Source organism: Streptomyces sp. NPDC101227, assembly GCF_044767545.1.
Taxonomy (GTDB): Bacteria; Actinomycetota; Actinomycetes; order Streptomycetales; family Streptomycetaceae; genus Streptomyces.
In genome coordinates this window covers 169400-186832 of sequence record NZ_JBIWOD010000009.1, presented here as the reverse complement: position 1 = coordinate 186832, position 17433 = coordinate 169400, and the positions used below count along the sequence as shown (strand labels likewise).

Here is a 17433-nt window from a genome sequence, read left to right as displayed (position 1 = left end):
CCGCCGTCCGCGCGCTCCTAGCGTCGGTCCCGACCCCCACCAGCCACCACACCAAGGGGACCGACGCACTCATGCACACCACCACGGGCAACGACAGACCCCCCGCGCCCACTTGGCGGCGCTACGCGCTGCTGGCTCTCGGGGCCGCCGCGCAGCTCCTCGCGGTCGGCGGCCGCTGGGACATCGCCGCCGCGGCCTGGGTCTTCCCCGTTCTCCTGCTGCGCTTCACCCGCACCACCCGCGCCTGGCCGGGCGCCCTGTGGGTCTGGGCGGCCAACATCGCCGCGGCCGCTTTCTGGCTCTTCGCCTCGGGGATGGGATTCAGCCCCGTGACGCTCGCCGGAGCGGTCGCGCTCGCCGCGCTGCTGACGCTCCCGTTCCTGCTCGACCGGCTGCTCATCGGCCGGTTGCGCCCGTGGATGGCGCTGCCGGTCTTCCCCGCGGCGGTCGCCGGCTGCGAATTCCTCATCACCGTGCTGTCCCCGTTCGGCACCGCCTACGGCAACCTGGCGGTCACCCAGTACGGCGACCTGCCCCTGCTCCAGGTCGTCTCGGTCACCGGCTCGTACGGGATCGGGTTCCTGATCGCCTGGTTCGCCTGCGTGGTCAACCGGGCCTGGGAGACCGCCTCGTGGCGCCGCGCCCGCGGGAGCGTCATCACGTACACGGCCGTCCTGCTGGCCGTCCTGCTCGGCGGCGGGGCGCGGCTCGCGTTCTTCCCGCCCCAGGCGCCGACGGTACGGATCGCCGGCGTCACCGCCGAGGCGTCGGCGATCCGCGCCCAGAAGGCGGCGATCGCGCGGATTCCCGGCGGGCGTCGCGAGATCGCCGCCGCCACGACGCTCCGGCCGGCCATGACCGCCGTACTGCGCAGCCTGCTGGCCGCCACCGAACGGGAGGCTGACGCCGGGGCGAAGCTCGTGATCTGGCCCGAGGAAGCCGTCAAGACGACGGCGGCGGACGAGCGCACCACCATCGCCGCGGCCCGGGACCAGGCCCGCCGGTCCCGGATCTACCTGGAGATCGGCGTCGAGGTCTACGGCACCGCAGGTCCGGCATACGGCCGGGACGAGACGGTCCTGATCGACCCGCGCGGCAAGGTGCTCGGGACCTACCGGAAGGCCCACCCCATTCCCGGGTCCGAGCCCTTCACCCCCGGGGACGGCCGCGTCCCCGTCGTGGCCACGCCGTTCGGCCGGATAGCGGGCGTCATCTGCTACGACGCCGATTTCCCCGACATGATGCGGGTCGACGCCGACCTCATGCTCATCCCCGCGCACGACTGGCGGGAATACGGCCGCGCGCACACCCAGAAGGCCGCCCTGCGCGCCATCGAGAGCGGCTACGCGGTGATGCGCCAGGACTCCGAGGGCGTCTCGGCCGCCTTCGACAACCAGGGTCACGTCCTGGCCACCACCGACTACTTCACGACCGACCGGCAGACGACCGTGGCCTATGTGCCGACCCGCGGCACCACCACCCTCTACACCCGGATCGGCGACGCCTTCGCCTGGCTCTGCCTCGCCACCGTCGCGACGCTGCTCGCCCTCGGCGCGGCCGGCAAGGGCGGCGTCCGCCGCGGTGCGGCGCCCGGCCGCACCGGAACGCCGCCGTCGCCGACGGTGACCAACGGCACACGTACTGGCCAGTAGTGTCACCGTCCCGCGCCTCTAAAGTGAGGCCCGGATGACCGCCGGCGGGCGCCCTCCGGCGGCCCGCGCCCCTCGATCCGACCAGGGAGACTGCATGCGCTCTCCGAAGGACTTCTTCCGCCCGTTGGCCGTCGGTGCGCCGGCGCCCGTGCGGGAAGTGCCGTTTCTGCCGTCCCGGATGATCCACTTCTTCGACCCGGGCAACGCGAAGATGGCGGCGAAGGTACCGTCCATCGCCCCCACCGTCGACGTCCTGCTCGGCAATCTGGAGGACGCGGTCGCCGCCGACCGCAAGGAAGCGGCCCGGTCCGGCCTGGTGGAGATCGCCAAAGCCACGGACTTCGGCGAGACGCAGCTGTGGACGCGGATCAACAGCCTGGACTCGCCGTGGGCGCTGGACGATCTGCTGACGCTGGTCACCGAGATCGGTGACCAGCTCGATGTGATCATGGTGCCAAAGGTGGAGGGCGCCGAGGACATCCACTACGTCGACCGGCTGCTCGCCCAGCTGGAGGCGAAGGCCGGTGTCCGGCGGCCGATCCTCGTCCACGCCATCCTGGAGACCGCCTCCGGCGTCGCCAATGTGGAGGAGATCGCCGGGGCCAGCCCCCGGATGCAGGGCATCTCGCTCGGCCCCGCCGACCTGGCGGCCAGCCGCCGGATGAAGACGACCCGGGTCGGCGGCGGCCACCCCGGATACCTCGTACGCGAGGACCCGCACGCCGGGAGCGCGGACGCGCCGCGGGCCACCTTCCAGCAGGATCTGTGGCACTACACCATCGCGCGGATGGTCGACGCCTGCGCGGCGCACGGGATCCTGCCGTACTACGGGCCGTTCGGCGACATCAAGGACACCACCGCCTGCGAGGACCAGTTCCGCAACGCCTTCCTGCTGGGCTGTGTCGGCGCATGGAGCCTGCACCCGGTGCAGATCGGCATCGCCAAGAAGGTCTTCTCGCCCGCCCCCGCCGATGTCGCCTGGGCCCGCCGGGTCATCGAGGCGATGGGCGACGGCACCGGCGCGGTGATGATCGACGGCAAGATGCAGGACGACGCCACGTACAAGCAGTGCCAGGTGGTCGTCGGGCTCGCGGACGCGCTCGCCGCCCGCGACCCCGAACTGCGCGACGCCTACGCAGCCGCCGAAGCCCGGCAGAACAAGGAGTAAGTCCCATGTCCGACGCGACCCTGCGGCCGCGCCGCTCCGTCCTCTACATGCCGGGCGCCAATGAACGCGCCCTGGAGAAGGCCAAGTCGCTGCCCGCCGACGCGCTGATCCTCGACCTGGAGGACGCCGTCGCCCCCGACGCGAAGGCCGACGCCCGCAAGCGCGTCGCCGCCGCCGCGGCCTCGGGCGAGTACGGCCACCGCGAGGTGACGATCCGCGTCAACGGGCCGGGCACCGCCTGGCACGCCGACGATCTGCGGGCCGCCGCGGAGGCCGGCCCGGACGCGGTCGTGGTGCCCAAGGTGGAATCCGCCGAGACCGTACGGGAGGTCGAGCGGGCGCTGGAGGCGGCCGGCGCCCCGGACCGCACGGCGATCTGGGCGATGGTCGAGACCCCGCGGGCGATGCTGGACGCCCGTGCGGTGGCCGGCGCGAGCGAGCGGCTGACCGTGCTGGTGATGGGCACCAACGACCTGGCCAAGGAGCTGCACGCCGAGCATGTGCCGGGCCGGGCGCCGCTGCTGACCGGGTTGTCGCTGGCGCTGCTGGCGGCCCGCGAGTCCGGCAAGGCGATCCTGGACGGGGTCTACAACGACGTCAAGGACCTGGCGGGCTTCGAGGCCGAGTGCCTGCAGGGGCGGCAGTTCGGCTTCGACGGCAAGACGCTGATCCATCCCTCGCAGGTCGGGCCGTGCAACGAGGTGTTCGCTCCGTCGGACGCCCAGGTCGCCCACGCGCGCCGGGTCATCGAGGCGTTCGACCTCGCCACCCGCGAAGGGCGCGGCGTCGTCACCGTGGACGGCCGGATGATCGAGAACCTGCACGTCGAGGACGCCCGCCGGATCCTCGCCCTCGCCGAGGCGATCGCGGGACGCTAGGCCCCGTCCGGGGCGTGCGGACCGGAGGCCGGGCGGAGGGTGAGGGTGCCCTCCGCCCCGTCGACGGCGCACGGCCGGAAGCCGTCGCCGATCCGGTCCAGGAGCGCCCCCAGCCACCGGGTGTCCTCGGGCGGGGCGCGCCGCAGCCGCATCCGCCGGGCCTGGAGCGGCGCGATCCGCAGATCGCGCAGCAGGCCGGTGTCCGGCTCCAGCGAGGCGAGGTAGAGCGGGCGCAGATCGTCGCGGTAGCGCTCGAAGCCGGTGATGCCCTCGTAGTCGTCGATGAAGTCGCCGCAGCCGTGGAGGATGAGCTTTCCCCGGTGGAGCTCCAGAGGGCGCGGGTGGTGCGAGGAGTGCCCGTGGACGAGGTCCACGCCGCCGTGGATGAGCGCATGGGCGAAGGCGCTCTGCTCGCGGGAGACCGGGTAGCCCCAGTTGGAGCCCCAGTGGACCGAGGCCACCGCCACATCGCCCGGCCGCTTCGCCTCCCGTACCCGCCCGGTGACCTCGGCGGCGGCCGCGTCCGACGGCCCGGCCAGGAAGGCGACCCCGCTGCGCCGCGCGGTCGCGGCCCACAGGTGCGGGATCCCGCTGGACGGCATCCCGAAGGAGAAGACCAGCACCCGGCGGCCGCCGCCGACGGGCACGATCGCCGGCCGCCAGGCCGCGGCGGCGTCCTCGCCCGCCCCCGCCACTCGCAGCCCCGCGCCCGCCAGGCTGCCGAGCGTCTCGGCCAGTCCGGGGCGGCCGAAGTCCAGGACGTGGTTGTTGGCCAGTACGCAGACATCGGGGCGGCCGGCGGCCAGACAGGGCAGGTTCGCGGGGTGCATCCGGTAGTGGATTCCCTGGCCGGGGGCGAAGGTGTCGCTCCGTGTGACGCTGGTTTCCAGATTGATCACCCGGGCGGCGGGCGCGGCCCGCGCGAGCACCGCCGGGGCGTCGCCCCACGGGTAGGAAAAATCGACCGGCCGGGGAATGGGGCCGTTCGCCTCCTCCGCCAGCACCACATAGTCGCGGGCGTCGCGGACGAACCCCTCCCGCAGCGCCGGCTCCCCGGCATGCGGCAGGATCTGGTCCACACCGCGGCCGAGCATCACATCGCCGCAGAGGAACAGCGTGACCACGTCGGGGGCCATTCCTCCAGGCTAGGCCGTGTCCGACGGGTCAGCGGGGGCCGGTGGCCGCCGCCGTACGGGCCTTCAGCGCGTGGGCCCCGATGGCCAGCGTCACCCCCAGCAGCAGCACATAGAACACGCCGATCTTGTTCAGGTCGTCGAGGAAGAACCAGACGGCCGTCAGGGCGGTGAACCAGAACGCCACCAGCGCGAAGCCGCCCGCCCGCTCGTCGCGGTAGCCGGCGGCGAGGCAGAGGGCGGCGACGATGGCCAGGACCAGGGCGATGATGACGTAATGGGTCTCCCAGCCGACATAGCCGCGGGAGAGCTGGGACCACGCCGCGACGGCCTCCGCCACGGGGCCCCAGGCCACCGCGCAGGCGAGCCGCGCGGACCACAGCAGGAACACCGCCCCGGCCGCGGCGGCGAGCAGGGCGACGCGGTGGAACTGGCCGACCTCGATCATGTCCGTACGGGATATCGCCACGGACAGGACGCAGCCGAGCAACGCGACCGCGCCCTCGGCGGTGGGGTGGAACACCACGCGCAGCGGTCTTCTCCGGCGGGCGGGCCGCGGGGCGGGGGCCACCGGCGCCGGGGCGGCGGCCTCCGGTGCGGCGGCTTCCGCGGTGGGGACGGCCGCGGGCGCGGCGGCGTCGGGCGCGCCGGCCGCGGCATCCACGGTGGTCGGGGTCCGCAGCGGGAGCGCCGCCCCGCCCCGGGAGGCCGCACCGACCGCCGCCTTCATCGCACCGGCGTCCGCGAAGCGGTCCTCCCGGTCCTTGTGCAGCGCCGTGACGATCACCGCGTCCAGGGCGGGCGGCAGCTCCGGGCGGAGGTGGGAGGGCGGCACGGGTTCCGCGGCCAGGTGCTGGTGCATGACGGAGAAGGGTGAGTCGCCGGTGTACGGGGGACGCCCCGTCAGGAGCTCGTAGAGCAGGCAGCCCACGGCGTACAGGTCGGTGCGGTGATCGGTCTCATGGCCGTTGATCTGCTCCGGGGCCAGATAGGCGGGCGTGCCGACCGCCACGCCCGTGCCGGTCAGCCGGGTGGCCACCTCGCTGAGCGCCTTGGCGATGCCGAAGTCGACGACCTTGACGGCGCCCGCGGCGGTGAGCATGACGTTCGCGGGCTTGATGTCGCGGTGGACTATGGCGTGCCGGTGGCTGTGTTCCAGGGCGTCGAGCACCTGGCCGGCGATGTCGGCCGCCTGCGCCACGGGCAGCGCGCCGTCGTGCAGCACGCGGCTGAGGGTCCTGCCCTCGACGTACTCCATCACCAGGTACGGCTCGATGCCACCGCCGGCGTCGTCCTCGCCCACGTCGTGCACCGTGGCCACACCGGGGTGATTGAGCGCGGCGGCGGCGTGCGCCTCGCGCCGGAAGCGGGTGCGGAACTCCGGCTGCTGCGCCAGTTCGGCGGAGAGGGTCTTCACGGCGACGGTACGGCGCAGCCGGTGGTCGACCGCCCGGTGGACCGTACCCATACCGCCGTGCCCGAGCTGCTCCACCAGCTCGTAGCGCTCCCCCAACATCCTGTGCTCCACCGGATTCCTCCACGGACCGTTACTGCCAACACGCCGGAAGACGTGCTGGAAGGGGGTGGGGTTCCTTGGGACGGTTTCCCCGGACGGGCCCTGGCTGTGTCCGGTTGTGTCCGGTTGGGTCTGGCTGTGTTCCCGGGACGGGCGCACACGGGAGCGGGATCCGAAAAATCCTCTCGGGGGCGCGCATCCATCGCCTCGTCCCAAGCGTCTCATCAGCAAGCGGCATTCTCATGTGACCGCTGTGCATGTGACCGCCCCGCAGGCGTATTTGGAGTATTCATTTGAAAATCGGCATTAAGGGCATTCGTCGCGCGACCGCCGTGGCCGTCACCGCCGGCGCAGTCCTCACGGCCGGGGCGTTCGTCGCTCCGGCGCAGGCCGCCGCACCGGCGGCTCCCACGATCACCGCCGCGGGCGGTTACGTGATGAACAACGGCACCGGCAAGAGCCTTTACACGAAGGCCGCGGACACCCGTCGTTCCACCGGCTCCACCACCAAGATCATGACGGCCCGGGTGGTGCTGGCGCAGAAGAACCTCGACCTGGACGCCAAGGTCACGGTCCAGAAGGCGTACAGCGACTACATCGTCGACAACGACTGGGCCTCGTCGGCCAAGCTGATCGTCGGCGACAAGGTCACCGTCCGTCAGCTGCTGTACGGGCTGATGCTCCCGTCCGGCTGCGACGCGGCGTACGCGCTGGCCGACAAGTTCGGCAGCGGCACCACCCGGGACGCGCGGGTGAAGTCGTTCATCGGCAAGATGAACTCCACCGCCAAGAGCCTCGGCCTGACGAACACGCACTTCGACTCGTTCGACGGCATCGGCAAGGGCGCGAACTACTCGACGCCGCGCGACCTGACCAAGCTCGCCAGCAGCGCGATGAAGTACTCCACGTTCCGTTCGGTCGTGAAGACGAAGTCGACGAAGCAGAAGGTCACGACCAAGAGCGGTGGCTACCGCTACATGGAGTGGACCAACACCAACACCCTGCTCGGCAGCTACTCCGGCGCCATCGGCGTCAAGACCGGCTCCGGCCCCGAGGCCAAGTACTGCCTGGTCTTCGCCGCCACCCGCAGCGGCAAGACCGTCATCGGCACGGTCCTCGCCGACTCCTCGGTGGCCGCCCGCACGACGTCCGCGAAGAAGCTGATGGACTACGGGTTCAAGAAGTAACCCGTAGCGGACGGAACAGGCGAGGGGCCTGCGCGCGGCCGATGGCCGCGGGCGGGCCCCTTTGCCGTGCGGCGGGGACGGCCGGAGCCGCGGGCGGTCACTCCCCGACCTCAATCAGCGCCAGCGTGATGTTGTCCGGGCCGCCCGCCTCGATCGCGGCCTTCCACAGCTCGAACGCCGCCTTGCTGTTGTCGTGGGAGTGGAGTTGCAGCAGCCCGTCGACGGCGTCCTCCGGCACCGGGTCGGTCAGGCCGTCGGTGCAGGTCAGGTAGCGGTCGGCGAGGGAGAGGGGGAGGGTGACGAGGTGCGGGACGACGGGGGTGTAGCGCAGGCCGCCGCCCAGGGACTGGGTGATGAGGGAGGTGGTGCGGCGGCCCGGGGAGAGCGGCGGGCTGTCGTCGGTGCTCAGCTGGCGGAGGCCGTCGGGGGTGGCGGTGAAGACCTTGCTGTCGCCGACGTTGAAGGCGAGCAGGGAGTCGGGGAGGACGACCACGCCGGCGACGGTGGTGCCCATGGTGGCGAGGCCGGGGTCACGGCCGGCGGCGGCGTACACCGCGCGGTTGCAGACGTTCAGGGCCTCGCGCAGCGCTTCCTCGGAGTTCAGGGACGGGCCGACGGTGGACAGTTGACGGACGGTCAGTTCGCTGGCCACCTCGCCGCCGGGCTGGCCGCCGATGCCGTCGGCGACCGCGACGACGAGGGGATGGCCGAGCGGGAAGACCAGGGTCTGGGGGTTCTCGGTGACCGTGCCGCACAGCGTCCAGGGGCCGGCCACCAGGCTGTCCTCGTTGTGGTCGCGGATCAGCCCCGTGTGACTGAGGGCCGTGACCGTCACGTACCGCATCGCCGCATCACCCCTGCGCCCGGCCGCCGAGCGAGTGCCGCTGCATCATCCGGGAGACGTCCTTGCCGGTGACGATGCCCACCAGATGCCCCGCGTCGACGACCAGCAGCCGCATCCCGGTCCGCAGGCTGATCCGGTCGAGGGCCTCGGTCAGGGGATCGTCCGGGGCGGCGACCGCGCACTGGGAGAGGGGGATGGCCAGCTCCCTGACCCGCAGGGACTCGCGGCTGGCCGCCGGGACCGCCGCCAGCCTGCGGATCTGTACGACGCCGCTGGGGCGCCCCTCGAAGTCGAGCAGCGGCACCACGGAGTGGCGGGAGTGGACGGCGACCTCGTCGATGAAGTTCTGGGCGGTGAGCCAGTCGGCGCCGGTGGACACGGGGGCGGTCATGGCGTCGGACACCCGCAGACCGCGCAGCGCGCTGTGGAGGGCGGCGTGCCGCCGTTCCGACCCGGCCACGACCATGATGAAGAGGCCGATGAAGACGAGCCAGAGACCGATCGGCGCCCCGCGCAGCAGGATGACCCAGCCGGCGCCCGCCAGCAGCACACCGGTGATCTGGCCACCCCGGGAAGCGGCCAGATCGGCGCGCTCCCGGTCTCCCGTGCGCCACCACAGCAGCGCCTGCATCACCCGTCCCCCGTCGAGCGGTACGGCGGGCAGGAGGTTGAAGACGCCGAGGAAGAGGTTGGCCCAGCCGAGCCAGAGCAGGACGACGCCGGGGACGGCGGCCCAGCCCGCCAGCGCGTGCAGCCCGAAGCCCGCGCCGAGCGCCGCGCCGCCGATGACCAGGCTGGTGACCGGGCCGCTGACCGCGACCAGGAAGGCCGCCGCGGCGGTCTTGGGGCGCCCCATGCGCGTCATACCGCCCAGCGCCCACAGCGTCACGTCCTGGACCGAGATCTCCTTGCGCCGGGCCGTGGCGGCGTGTGCCGTCTCGTGCAGGACCAGGCTGCCCATGAGCAGGCCGGCGCCCGCGACGCCGGCGAGGGCGTAGACCAGGGGCGGGCGCCCGGGGATCCATACGGGGAGGGTCTGGCGGCCGAGCCCGTAGGCGAACAGGGCCGCCAGCAGGGGCACGCTCCAGTGCATCCGCAGCGGTACCCCGACCACTCGTCCGAGCCGGACCGAACCGTTCATCGCCGTCTCCCAGCACGCCCCGTTCACCACAATTGTCACTCTCGGGTCGCCCGGGAGATATGGGTGCACGGGGAGCAGGGGGGACCTTTTATGCTAAATGTCGGATTTACCCTTGTACGTACGCGCGAGGACGCCGGAGGTGCGCCATGAGCCGGAGCCACCACTTCCATGTGGACCAAGAGGGCAACTCGATCACCGTGAACGTCGGGCCCAGCCGGGAAGGCGAGATAGAAGTGCTGGTCAACGGCAAGGTGATCGCATACCGCAAGATCCACGGGCGGGGGATGAACGTGCTGAACGGCGAGCTGCCCGGTGAGCCCGCCCACCCGTTCCGGGTCCTGGTGCGGGAGCCGCACCTGGTGCCGACCACACCCCGGTGCACGCTGGAGCTGGACGGGGTGGAACAGCCGATGCCGGAGCGGCTGGTGCTGTGACCTGTGACCGTACGGACGACGGCCCGCGGGCCCTACAGCCGCTCCCCGCGCACCGCCTCATAGCGCTCCCGTAGCGTCACGAGTACGGGGTGCGCCGCGTCCAGGCGGATGTCGTCGACGGCGCCGATCGCCCGTACGCCGATGGCGGTGTTGGTCGCGAACGCCGCCTGCATGGAAGGCAGTTGGTCGATGGCCACCGGCGCGACGAGGTGTCCGTGCGCGTCCCGCAGCAGGCCCATGGTCACACCCGGCAGGACATCGGCCCGGGGCCACACCACCCCGCCGTCCGCCGCCACGAACCCCACGTTCCAGGTGGGCCCCTCGGAAACCAGCCCGTCCGGCCCCACGAACAGCGCATCGTCGGATCCGGCCCGCTGCGCCGCCCGCCGCTGGTACAGGGACCCGAACAGCCCGGTGTGCTTCACCGACGCCACCTCCCGCTGATGGCGCACGGTCGCCACCCGCAACGGCGGCAGCGGAAGCGGAGCCGCCGGACGGACGCCGACGAGCACATGAGGATCGTCCGCGGCGGCCGGGCGCCCGATGTCCAGCCCGGGATCGAGGACGGTGACCCGTACGACGCACGCCCCGGTCCGGTCGCCCACGGCCTCGCTGACGTACCCGCGCACCGTCGCCGGATCGAGCTCCGCGCCGAAGACCGTCCGGCAGTCGCGCACCAGCCGCTCCAGGTGCCGGGACAGCCCCCGCACCCGCCGGCCGTCCACCCGCATGGTGGTGAAGTGGCCGTAATTGGTGAGCGCGAGGGTGCGCAGGGCGTCGGGGTCCGCGGGGTGTCCGTTCAAGAGCGCCATGGGGCGAGTGTGTCAGCGAGGCGGCGGGCGGGACGGGGCGCGGGGCGGCGTCCCGGGCCCCTCGGGCCCCGTTAGCGACGTGTTAGCCGATCACCAACGGCCGCGGACAGTCTCGTGCCGACGGGACGAGCACCGGACCGGCCACCCGCACCACCCGACCCACCAGGGGACCTCATGTCGCACGGCACCACGCTCCACCGCGGACGCAAGGCAGCCGCCGCCACGCTGATCGCCGCCGCCGCGATCGCGCTCACCGCCTACCAGGACACCGAGGCCGACGCGGCGGGCGCGCCGTCCACCGCGACCGGCGGGACGGCGACCGGCAAGTACGCTTCCGCCCCGGGCCGGACCGCCGGCGACCGCCCGGACATGCACAGGCCCTTCGGCGGCGCCGTCCTGGACCAGCGGGGCGCCACCCACCCGGGCAGCTGGGTCAGCCCGGTCGGCGTCGGCTGACCATCCCCGCGCACGACGCGCCGCCCCTCAGGCAGCCGGCTCCCGGGCCGGCTGCCTCGCTCTTTGTGCCCCGGCGACCGCACGGGCCACCGCGCCGCCGTACATAGAAAGTGGCAGGCGGCGGCCGGACATTGCCTACCTGCGGATGATCCGCATTCCTCGCCCGGGCGGGACGCTGGTCCCTATCACCGGCTCCGGCACCACCACACACCACAAGGGACGAGGGACCTGATGAAGGGTATGGCGATCGGCATTGTCCTGGCGATCGTGGGCGTGATCCTCTGGCTGACCACGAAGGAAGTGGAAACGCCGGTCGTCTCGCTGCACAAGGCGGGGCTGGTCCTGGCGCTCGTGGGTGCCGCGGAGGCCTTGTTCGCGCTGGTGGGGATGGGCAGGAAAGCGGGGAAGCAGCGGTCATGACAGAGCCCCGACGGCCGTATCCGCACAAGGAGTTGACGCCGCCGCCGACCGCGTCCTCCCCGGCTCCGGTGCTCGCCTCGGACGCCGAGCGCGAGGACATGGTCGAACGGCTCAGGGAGGCCGCCGCGGAAGGCCGGCTGACCCTGGAGGAGCTGGCCGAGCGCTGCGAGGCGGCCTATCTGGCGCGGTTCCGCGAGGAGTTGGTGAGCGTCGGAGAGGGGCTGCCCACCGAGGCGGCCGCCTCCCGGGCCGGCGGCCCGTCCGGACGGCGCGCCTTCCGGGCCGTGTTCGGCGATCTCACCCACCACCATCCCGGCCTGGAGGACCGCCTGGAGGCGACCGCCATCCTGGGCGATGTGACCCTCGACCTGTGCGCCTCACCGGCACCGGCGAGCGGCGAACTGTCCCTCGTGGCGAACGCGATCCTGGGCGATGTGCATCTGCTGCTCCCCGAAGGCGTACGGGTCGAGGTCAAATGCGGCAACCTCTTCGGCGCCGTCCGCGATCTGACCCGCGCGCACTCGGCACCGGACGCCGCCGCCCCGCTCATCCGCGTCACCGGCTTCGCCCTCTTCGGCGACATCGTCCTCGCCCACCCCAGCAGCGACCGCCGCGCGCCCTGGCAGAAGTGGCTCGATGAGCGCCGCGGCCACGCCGGAGCCGGCGCGCGGACCGACAAGCCCTGATTCCGCACCGTACGGAGGGACTCATTCCCGGCGCGTCCCCCTGACGTGCCGTCTCTCCGTACGAAGAAGACGTGCCCCGGCCGCATCGCCCGGCTCCCTCCGAGCCGGCGCGGCCCTGGCACGCAAGAAGGTCCGGCGGTGCCCGGTGTGGGTGCCGTGCACCGCCGGGCCGCCGTCCACGGCCCCGCGCACACAGCAAAAGAGCCGCCCATCACTGGACGGCTTCGGCCGACGGAGCCCGGCACCCTCGCACCGGCCACACCCGGCGTACGGCTACGCCTGGGCCCGCGAACGCCGACGGCTCCACGTCATCGCTCCGTGATCGCCCCATCTCCGCGATCACGGTCATTCCCGGTCCGCCTCTCGGGCCCGGCGTCCCTGGCGCGGAGTCCGCACGCGCCGTCCCGCCACACGGGCGGTCTTGCCGGGTCGGGGCAGGAATTCAGAGTTCGAGTCTGAGCCTGAGCCTGAGTCGAGTCAGGTTCTGGGGCAGGGTCAGGCCGCGCAGGCGGAGGAGTGTGCGCGGCGGCGGGGCGCCGGAATGGCGGCCGCGACCTCGCGCGCGGCGCCGGAGTGCCGCGCGGCCCTGGCGGGGGCGGTGGGCAGGGGCTCGGCGGCGGTGGCCAGGCGGCTGCGGGAGGTGGGGGAGGCTCCGTGGGCCTCGGCGCGGATCCGCTGCTTGATGGTCGGCGGGAGCTGGGCGCAGACGAACCTGCGCTGCGCATGGCCGAGCTGGCCGTAGAGCTGCGCGGAGGGCGTGGCGGGCGTGGAGGGCGCGGGTGGCAGCGAGGGCTCGGTGCGCGGCCGGGCGATGGTCGGCGCCGCGGTGCTCGGGGCGGGAGCGCCCAGCGTGGCCTCCCGGCGGGCCGCCGAGGCGTGGGCGGAGACGCCCAGGGATGCGAGCAGCTTGCCGAGTACGGCAAGGCATACCGCCCAGAACTTCATGACCTTGGTCGCAGCCATGGCCCCTCACTTTCGTCGGGATCTCAGCGGGAGAGTGCGGATGGTGCACATCCGCTGGATCTGTTGCGTTTTCTTATGATGAGTACGCAATGCGAGGATCGGAGGACCGACGCCCCCGAGTCGGCGTTCTTCCGATGAACACCATCCGGATGGCGTATCCGGCCCCCGTGCTGACGGGTCGTAGGCCCCGGTCAGCCGATCGGTTGATGCCCTTCCGAGCGCGATGGGCGATGTGGCGGGGGATGCGGGGCGCGGATCCTCGGTGTATGGCAATCATCGAAGTCCAAGGGCTGCGCAAGGTCTACGGGGGCCGGACCGTGGTCGACGATGTCTCGTTCGAGGTCGAGGAGGGGGAGATCTTCGGCGTCCTCGGGCCGAACGGCGCGGGCAAGACCACCACCGTCGAATGCATCGAGGGGCTACGGGTCCCGGACGGCGGGACCGTCCGGGTGGGCGGGCTCGACCCCGTCGCCGACCACGACCGGGTCACCCGGATCCTGGGCAGCCAGCTCCAGGAGAGCGAGCTCCAGGCCAAGCTGACCGTGCGTGAGGCGCTCGAACTGTACGCCGCCTGCTATCCGCACCCGGCCGACTGGCGGGCGCTCGCCGACCGGCTCGGGCTCACCGACCGGCTCTCCGCCCGCTTCGGGAAGCTCTCCGGCGGCCAGAAGCAGCGGCTGTTCATCGGGCTCGCGCTGATCGGCAATCCGCGGGTGGTGGTCCTCGACGAGCTGACCACGGGGCTCGACCCGCGGGCCCGCCGCGACACCTGGCAGCTGATCGAGGAAGTGCGCGCCTCGGGGGTGACGGTGCTGCTGGTCACCCACTTCATGGAGGAGGCGCAGCGGCTCTGCGACCGGCTCGCGGTGATCGACGGGGGCCGGATCGCCGCCCTGGACACCCCGGCGGGCCTGATCGGCCGGTCCGCGCAGTCCGTCGTCATCTCCTTCACCCCGTCGGCGCCGCTGGACGGGGCCGAACTGGCGGCGCTGCCCGGCCTGGGGGCCGTGGAGCCGGCGGCCGGCCGCCGGGGCGCCCCGGGCGGCGGCGGGCGGCTGGTGATCCGCGGTACGGACGCGACCGTCGACGCGGTGATCTCGCTGCTCGCCCGGCACCGCATCACCGCCCATCAGCTGCGCGTCAGCGACGCCACGCTCGATGACGCGTTCCTCGATCTGACCGATCTGACCGCCCAGGGAGCCTGAGATGTCCACCGGTACGCACTCCACCGCCACGCGCCCCGCCCGCTCGCGGTCGGCGACCCTCGCCGTGTTCAGGACCGAGGCGCTGCTGTTCCGGCGGGAGCCGGGGACGCTGTTCTGGGTCGGCCTGTTCCCGTCCGTACTGCTGGCGATCCTCGGGCTGGTCCCTTCCTTCCGGGAGGCGCAGCCGGAGCTCGGGGGCCGCCGGACAATCGATCTCTATGTGCCGGTGACGCTGCTGGTGGCCATGATCATGGCGGGGCTGCAGGCGTTGCCGCCGTTGCTGACGGGCTATCGGGAGCGCGGCATTCTGCGCCGGATGTCGACCACGCCGGTACGCCCCGGGGCGCTGCTCGGCTCGGGGATCGCGCTGCACGGCGCGGCCGCGCTGATCTCGGCGGCGCTGGCGCTCGCCGTCGGGCGGCTCGCTTTCGGGGTGGAGCTGCCGCGGCAGCTCCTCGGGTACACGCTGGCGCTGGTCCTCACCCTGGGCAGCGCGCTCGCGCTGGGCTGTGTGATCTGCTCGGTGGCCCGTACGGCCAGGATCGCGCAGGTCATCGGCTCGGCGGTGTTCTTCCCGATGATGTTCAGCGCGGGGGTGTGGGCGCCGGTCCAGGCCATGCCGGAGACGCTGCAACACATCGTCCAGGTGCTGCCGTTCGGCGCCGGGGCGCAGGCGCTCGGACAGGCGGCGGCCGGTGACTGGCCGGGCTGGTCGCATCTGGCGGTGATGGCGGCGTGGACGGCCGTGGCGGGCTGGTGCGCGAAGAGGTTCTTCCGCTGGGAGTGAGCGGGAGTCAGCGGGAGTGAGGAGCGGGGGCGGGGGCCCGGGGACGAGGACCGGGACCGGGACGGCAACGGGGACGAGGACGGGAACGGGGACGAGGACGGGAACGGGAACGGGGGAGACTGACCGCATGGCGAGCGCTGACGGCGAGACGCAGGCCCGTACGGGAGGGGAGCCCGCACCCTGGCAGCAGCCCATGGCCGCGCACCCCCCGCCCCACCTCCCCTGGGAGCGCAGATTCCACCGCTGGGGCGGCGCTCTGCTCCTCGGTTTCGCGGTGCTGACGGCCGTGGCGGCGGGGGACGCGCTGATGACCCGCGGCGAGTCGTACGCGGTGGGGGCGCTGAGCGCGGTGGCGCTGGGGCTCCAGATCTGGTGGAGCCTGGTCTGCCGGAAGCTGCCGGACGGGGCGCGGGCCGGGCAGGTCTTCTACGTCGTCCGCTTCGCCGTCACCGCCGCGCTGTCCCTGCTGAACGGGCTGTTCTCCATCTACGCGGTGAGCGGCTACTTCGACGCCGTGCGCACGCTGCCGCGCCGCTACGTCCGCGCCGCGCTGCTCGGTACTGCCGTGATCATGGCGGCCGCGCAGTCCGGCGGGCTGCCGCCGGACGGCGTCCTGGGCTGGGTGCTGTTCGGCGCGCTGCTGACCGTGCACGCCGCCATGGTGCTGCTCTTCGCCCATCTCGGCACGAAGCAGGCCGAGTTGGCCGCCGCCAAGGCCGCCACCATCGCCGAGCTGGAGCGCACCAACGCCCGGCTGGCCCTGGCGCTGGAGGAGAACGCCGGCCTGCACGCGCAGCTCCTGCTCCAGGCGCGGGAGGCGGGCATCGCCGACGAGCGCCGCCGGCTGGCCGCCGAGATCCACGACACCCTCGCGCAGGGCCTGACCGGCATCATCATGCAGCTGGAGGCGGCCGGCGAGAGCGCCGATCCCGCGCTCGGCCGCGCGCACGCCCGGCGCGCCGCGCAGCTGGCCCGGCACAGCCTCGGCGAGGCGCGCCGCTCGGTGCAGAACCTGGGCCCGGGGGCGCTGGAGCACGACGAACTGCCGGCCGCGCTCCGCAAGACGGCCGAGGAATGGTCGGCGGCGTCCGGCATCCGCGCCGAGTTCACCGTCACCGGGACCGCCGAACCGCTGCACCACGAGGTCGAGGCCACCCTGCTGCGGATCGCCCAGGAGGGCCTGGCCAACGCCCGCCGGCACGCCGGGGCGTCCCGGGTCGGCGTCACCCTCTCTTATATGGACGACGAGGTCACCTTGGACATCCGCGACAACGGCCGCGGCTTCGACCCGGCGGCGCCACCGCCCCGCCGTCACACCGGCGGCTTCGGCCTGGGCGGCATGCGGGCCCGCGCCGAACGCATCGCGGGCACCGTCCACATCGAGTCGGAACCGGGCCAGGGCACGGCCGTCTCCGCCCGCGTACCGTTGGTCGCCCATGGCTGAGCACAGGGCGCCGGAACAGCACGGCGGGCACGCACAGCAGGCACAGCACCCAGACCACACCGACCACACGAGGCGGACCGATTCGGTGATCACCCTCCTCATCGTCGATGACCACCCCGTCGTACGGGACGGGCTGCGCGGAATGTTCGCCTCCGCCCCCGGCTTCGCGGTGCTCGGTGAGGCCGCCGACGGCGTCGAGGGCGTCGAACTGGCCGCCCGGCTGGACCCGGACGTGGTGCTGATGGACCTGCGGATGCCCGGCGGCGGAGGCGTCGCGGCCATCGCCGAGCTGGGCCGCCGGGGGCTGCGCTGCAAGGTCCTGGTGCTCACGACGTACGACACCGACTCCGACACCCTCCCGGCGATCGAGGCCGGCGCCACCGGCTATCTGCTCAAGGACACCCCGCGCGACGAGCTGTTCACGGCCGTACGGGCGGCCGCCGAAGGCCGTACCGTGCTCTCGCCCGCGGTCGCCGGCCGCCTGGTCTCCCGGGTCCGGTCACCGCGCGACGAGCCGCTCAGCGCCCGCGAACGCGAGGTCCTCGAACTCGTCGCCAAGGGCACCTCGAACCGCGAGATCGCCGCCGTGCTCTTCATCAGCGAGGCGACGGTCAAGACCCATCTGACGCATATCTACGGCAAGTTGGGCGCCAAGGACCGGGCGGCGGCGGTGGCGATGGGCTATGAGCGGGGGATCCTGGGCTGAG

18 protein-coding genes are annotated in these 17433 nt (G+C 72.9%); 12 read left to right on the top strand and 6 right to left on the bottom strand.

Going from position 1 to position 17433, the window contains the following annotated elements:
- Positions 1–71: 71 nt before the first annotated feature.
- The 3 genes from ACIRPT_RS22595 to ACIRPT_RS22585 all read left to right on the top strand — a co-directional run bounded on the left by ACIRPT_RS22595 (position 72) and on the right by ACIRPT_RS22585 (position 3698).
- The gene (locus ACIRPT_RS22595; protein ID WP_403829743.1) at positions 72–1652 is read left to right on the top strand and encodes a nitrilase-related carbon-nitrogen hydrolase; all 1581 of its coding nucleotides are present in this window, start codon (positions 72–74) and stop codon (positions 1650–1652) included.
- Positions 1653–1746: 94 nt separating this feature from the next.
- Positions 1747–2820: an HpcH/HpaI aldolase/citrate lyase family protein gene (locus ACIRPT_RS22590; protein ID WP_403829740.1), complete on the top strand. Its 1074-nt coding sequence runs from the start codon at positions 1747–1749 to the stop codon at positions 2818–2820.
- A 5-nt stretch (positions 2821–2825) separates the two neighbouring features.
- The gene (locus ACIRPT_RS22585) at positions 2826–3698 is read left to right on the top strand and encodes an HpcH/HpaI aldolase/citrate lyase family protein (protein WP_403829738.1); all 873 of its coding nucleotides are present in this window, start codon (positions 2826–2828) and stop codon (positions 3696–3698) included.
- Here the strand turns inward: ACIRPT_RS22585 and ACIRPT_RS22580 are convergent.
- Positions 3695–4834, bottom strand: a complete 1140-nt coding sequence (locus ACIRPT_RS22580; protein WP_403829735.1) for a CapA family protein — start codon at positions 4832–4834, stop codon at positions 3695–3697. The two genes, ACIRPT_RS22585 and ACIRPT_RS22580, sit on opposite strands and share 4 nt — an antisense overlap.
- A gap of 28 nt (positions 4835–4862) precedes the next feature.
- Positions 4863–6359, bottom strand: coding sequence for a protein kinase (locus ACIRPT_RS22575; RefSeq protein ID WP_403829732.1), 1497 nt, complete (start codon positions 6357–6359; stop codon positions 4863–4865).
- Between the two features lie 281 nt (positions 6360–6640).
- Between ACIRPT_RS22575 and ACIRPT_RS22570 the strand changes: the two genes are divergently transcribed.
- Positions 6641–7534 (top strand): D-alanyl-D-alanine carboxypeptidase family protein, encoded by an 894-nt coding sequence (locus ACIRPT_RS22570; RefSeq protein ID WP_403500196.1) that lies wholly within the window; start codon positions 6641–6643, stop codon positions 7532–7534.
- A gap of 97 nt (positions 7535–7631) precedes the next feature.
- Here ACIRPT_RS22570 and ACIRPT_RS22565 read toward each other — a convergent pair whose 3' ends face one another.
- Entirely contained in the window at positions 7632–8378 is a 747-nt protein-coding gene (locus ACIRPT_RS22565) for a PP2C family protein-serine/threonine phosphatase (protein WP_403829729.1), read from the bottom strand.
- A gap of 7 nt (positions 8379–8385) precedes the next feature.
- On the bottom strand, positions 8386–9519 hold the full coding sequence (locus ACIRPT_RS22560) for a site-2 protease family protein (RefSeq protein WP_403829727.1): 1134 nt from the start codon (positions 9517–9519) through the stop codon (positions 8386–8388).
- A 146-nt stretch (positions 9520–9665) separates the two neighbouring features.
- On the opposite strand from ACIRPT_RS22560, the gene ACIRPT_RS22555 reads away from it, so the two are divergent.
- Complete coding sequence (locus ACIRPT_RS22555; RefSeq protein ID WP_403829724.1) at positions 9666–9953, top strand: hypothetical protein; 288 nt, start codon at positions 9666–9668, stop codon at positions 9951–9953.
- Positions 9954–9985: 32 nt separating this feature from the next.
- On the opposite strand, the gene ACIRPT_RS22550 is transcribed toward ACIRPT_RS22555, so the two are convergent.
- Positions 9986–10765 carry an aminotransferase class IV gene (locus tag ACIRPT_RS22550; RefSeq protein ID WP_403829721.1) on the bottom strand — a complete coding sequence of 260 codons (780 nt, stop codon included), beginning with the start codon at positions 10763–10765 and terminating at the stop codon, positions 9986–9988.
- 174 nt (positions 10766–10939) lie between these two features.
- Between ACIRPT_RS22550 and ACIRPT_RS22545 the strand changes: the two genes are divergently transcribed.
- The 3 genes from ACIRPT_RS22545 to ACIRPT_RS22535 all read left to right on the top strand — a co-directional run bounded on the left by ACIRPT_RS22545 (position 10940) and on the right by ACIRPT_RS22535 (position 12327).
- The gene (locus ACIRPT_RS22545; protein WP_403829718.1) at positions 10940–11221 is read left to right on the top strand and encodes a hypothetical protein; all 282 of its coding nucleotides are present in this window, start codon (positions 10940–10942) and stop codon (positions 11219–11221) included.
- A 240-nt stretch (positions 11222–11461) separates the two neighbouring features.
- Complete coding sequence (locus ACIRPT_RS22540; RefSeq protein ID WP_403829715.1) at positions 11462–11641, top strand: DUF5708 family protein; 180 nt, start codon at positions 11462–11464, stop codon at positions 11639–11641.
- The gene (locus tag ACIRPT_RS22535) at positions 11638–12327 is read left to right on the top strand and encodes a DUF1707 domain-containing protein (protein WP_403829713.1); all 690 of its coding nucleotides are present in this window, start codon (positions 11638–11640) and stop codon (positions 12325–12327) included. Before ACIRPT_RS22540 ends, ACIRPT_RS22535 begins: the two co-directional genes overlap by 4 nt.
- 495 nt (positions 12328–12822) lie before the next feature.
- Here ACIRPT_RS22535 and ACIRPT_RS22530 read toward each other — a convergent pair whose 3' ends face one another.
- A complete protein-coding gene (locus ACIRPT_RS22530; RefSeq protein WP_403829710.1) occupies positions 12823–13290 on the bottom strand; it encodes a DUF6344 domain-containing protein in 468 nt (155 codons plus the stop codon).
- A 266-nt stretch (positions 13291–13556) separates the two neighbouring features.
- On the opposite strand from ACIRPT_RS22530, the gene ACIRPT_RS22525 reads away from it, so the two are divergent.
- The 4 genes from ACIRPT_RS22525 to ACIRPT_RS22510 all read left to right on the top strand — a co-directional run bounded on the left by ACIRPT_RS22525 (position 13557) and on the right by ACIRPT_RS22510 (position 17432).
- Complete coding sequence (locus ACIRPT_RS22525; protein ID WP_403829708.1) at positions 13557–14495, top strand: ABC transporter ATP-binding protein; 939 nt, start codon at positions 13557–13559, stop codon at positions 14493–14495.
- Between the two features lies 1 nt (position 14496).
- Positions 14497–15282 (top strand): ABC transporter permease, encoded by a 786-nt coding sequence (locus ACIRPT_RS22520; RefSeq protein ID WP_403829705.1) that lies wholly within the window; start codon positions 14497–14499, stop codon positions 15280–15282.
- A 127-nt stretch (positions 15283–15409) separates the two neighbouring features.
- Positions 15410–16726: a sensor histidine kinase gene (locus ACIRPT_RS22515; protein ID WP_403829703.1), complete on the top strand. Its 1317-nt coding sequence runs from the start codon at positions 15410–15412 to the stop codon at positions 16724–16726.
- A complete protein-coding gene (locus ACIRPT_RS22510; RefSeq protein ID WP_403829701.1) occupies positions 16719–17432 on the top strand; it encodes a response regulator in 714 nt (237 codons plus the stop codon). Before ACIRPT_RS22515 ends, ACIRPT_RS22510 begins: the two co-directional genes overlap by 8 nt.
- The last annotated feature ends 1 nt before the right edge of the window (position 17433 follow it).

What these genes read in the sequence shown, in the direction of transcription:
- ACIRPT_RS22510 (WP_403829701.1), top strand. Translation starts at nt 16,719, where the DNA reads ATGGCTGAGCACAGGGCGCCGGAACAGCACGGCGGGCACGCACAGCAG.
- ACIRPT_RS22535 (WP_403829713.1), top strand. Translation starts at nt 11,638, where the DNA reads ATGACAGAGCCCCGACGGCCGTATCCGCACAAGGAGTTGACGCCGCCG.
- ACIRPT_RS22550 (WP_403829721.1), bottom strand. Translation starts at nt 10,765, where the DNA reads ATGGCGCTCTTGAACGGACACCCCGCGGACCCCGACGCCCTGCGCACC.
- ACIRPT_RS22545 (WP_403829718.1), top strand. Translation starts at nt 10,940, where the DNA reads ATGTCGCACGGCACCACGCTCCACCGCGGACGCAAGGCAGCCGCCGCC.
- ACIRPT_RS22520 (WP_403829705.1), top strand. Translation starts at nt 14,497, where the DNA reads ATGTCCACCGGTACGCACTCCACCGCCACGCGCCCCGCCCGCTCGCGG.
- ACIRPT_RS22540 (WP_403829715.1), top strand. Translation starts at nt 11,462, where the DNA reads ATGGCGATCGGCATTGTCCTGGCGATCGTGGGCGTGATCCTCTGGCTG.
- ACIRPT_RS22580 (WP_403829735.1), bottom strand. Translation starts at nt 4,834, where the DNA reads ATGGCCCCCGACGTGGTCACGCTGTTCCTCTGCGGCGATGTGATGCTC.
- ACIRPT_RS22555 (WP_403829724.1), top strand. Translation starts at nt 9,666, where the DNA reads ATGAGCCGGAGCCACCACTTCCATGTGGACCAAGAGGGCAACTCGATC.
- ACIRPT_RS22560 (WP_403829727.1), bottom strand. Translation starts at nt 9,519, where the DNA reads ATGAACGGTTCGGTCCGGCTCGGACGAGTGGTCGGGGTACCGCTGCGG.
- ACIRPT_RS22530 (WP_403829710.1), bottom strand. Translation starts at nt 13,290, where the DNA reads ATGGCTGCGACCAAGGTCATGAAGTTCTGGGCGGTATGCCTTGCCGTA.
- ACIRPT_RS22595 (WP_403829743.1), top strand. Translation starts at nt 72, where the DNA reads ATGCACACCACCACGGGCAACGACAGACCCCCCGCGCCCACTTGGCGG.
- ACIRPT_RS22590 (WP_403829740.1), top strand. Translation starts at nt 1,747, where the DNA reads ATGCGCTCTCCGAAGGACTTCTTCCGCCCGTTGGCCGTCGGTGCGCCG.
- ACIRPT_RS22565 (WP_403829729.1), bottom strand. Translation starts at nt 8,378, where the DNA reads ATGCGGTACGTGACGGTCACGGCCCTCAGTCACACGGGGCTGATCCGC.
- ACIRPT_RS22585 (WP_403829738.1), top strand. Translation starts at nt 2,826, where the DNA reads ATGTCCGACGCGACCCTGCGGCCGCGCCGCTCCGTCCTCTACATGCCG.
- ACIRPT_RS22525 (WP_403829708.1), top strand. Translation starts at nt 13,557, where the DNA reads ATGGCAATCATCGAAGTCCAAGGGCTGCGCAAGGTCTACGGGGGCCGG.
- ACIRPT_RS22515 (WP_403829703.1), top strand. Translation starts at nt 15,410, where the DNA reads ATGGCGAGCGCTGACGGCGAGACGCAGGCCCGTACGGGAGGGGAGCCC.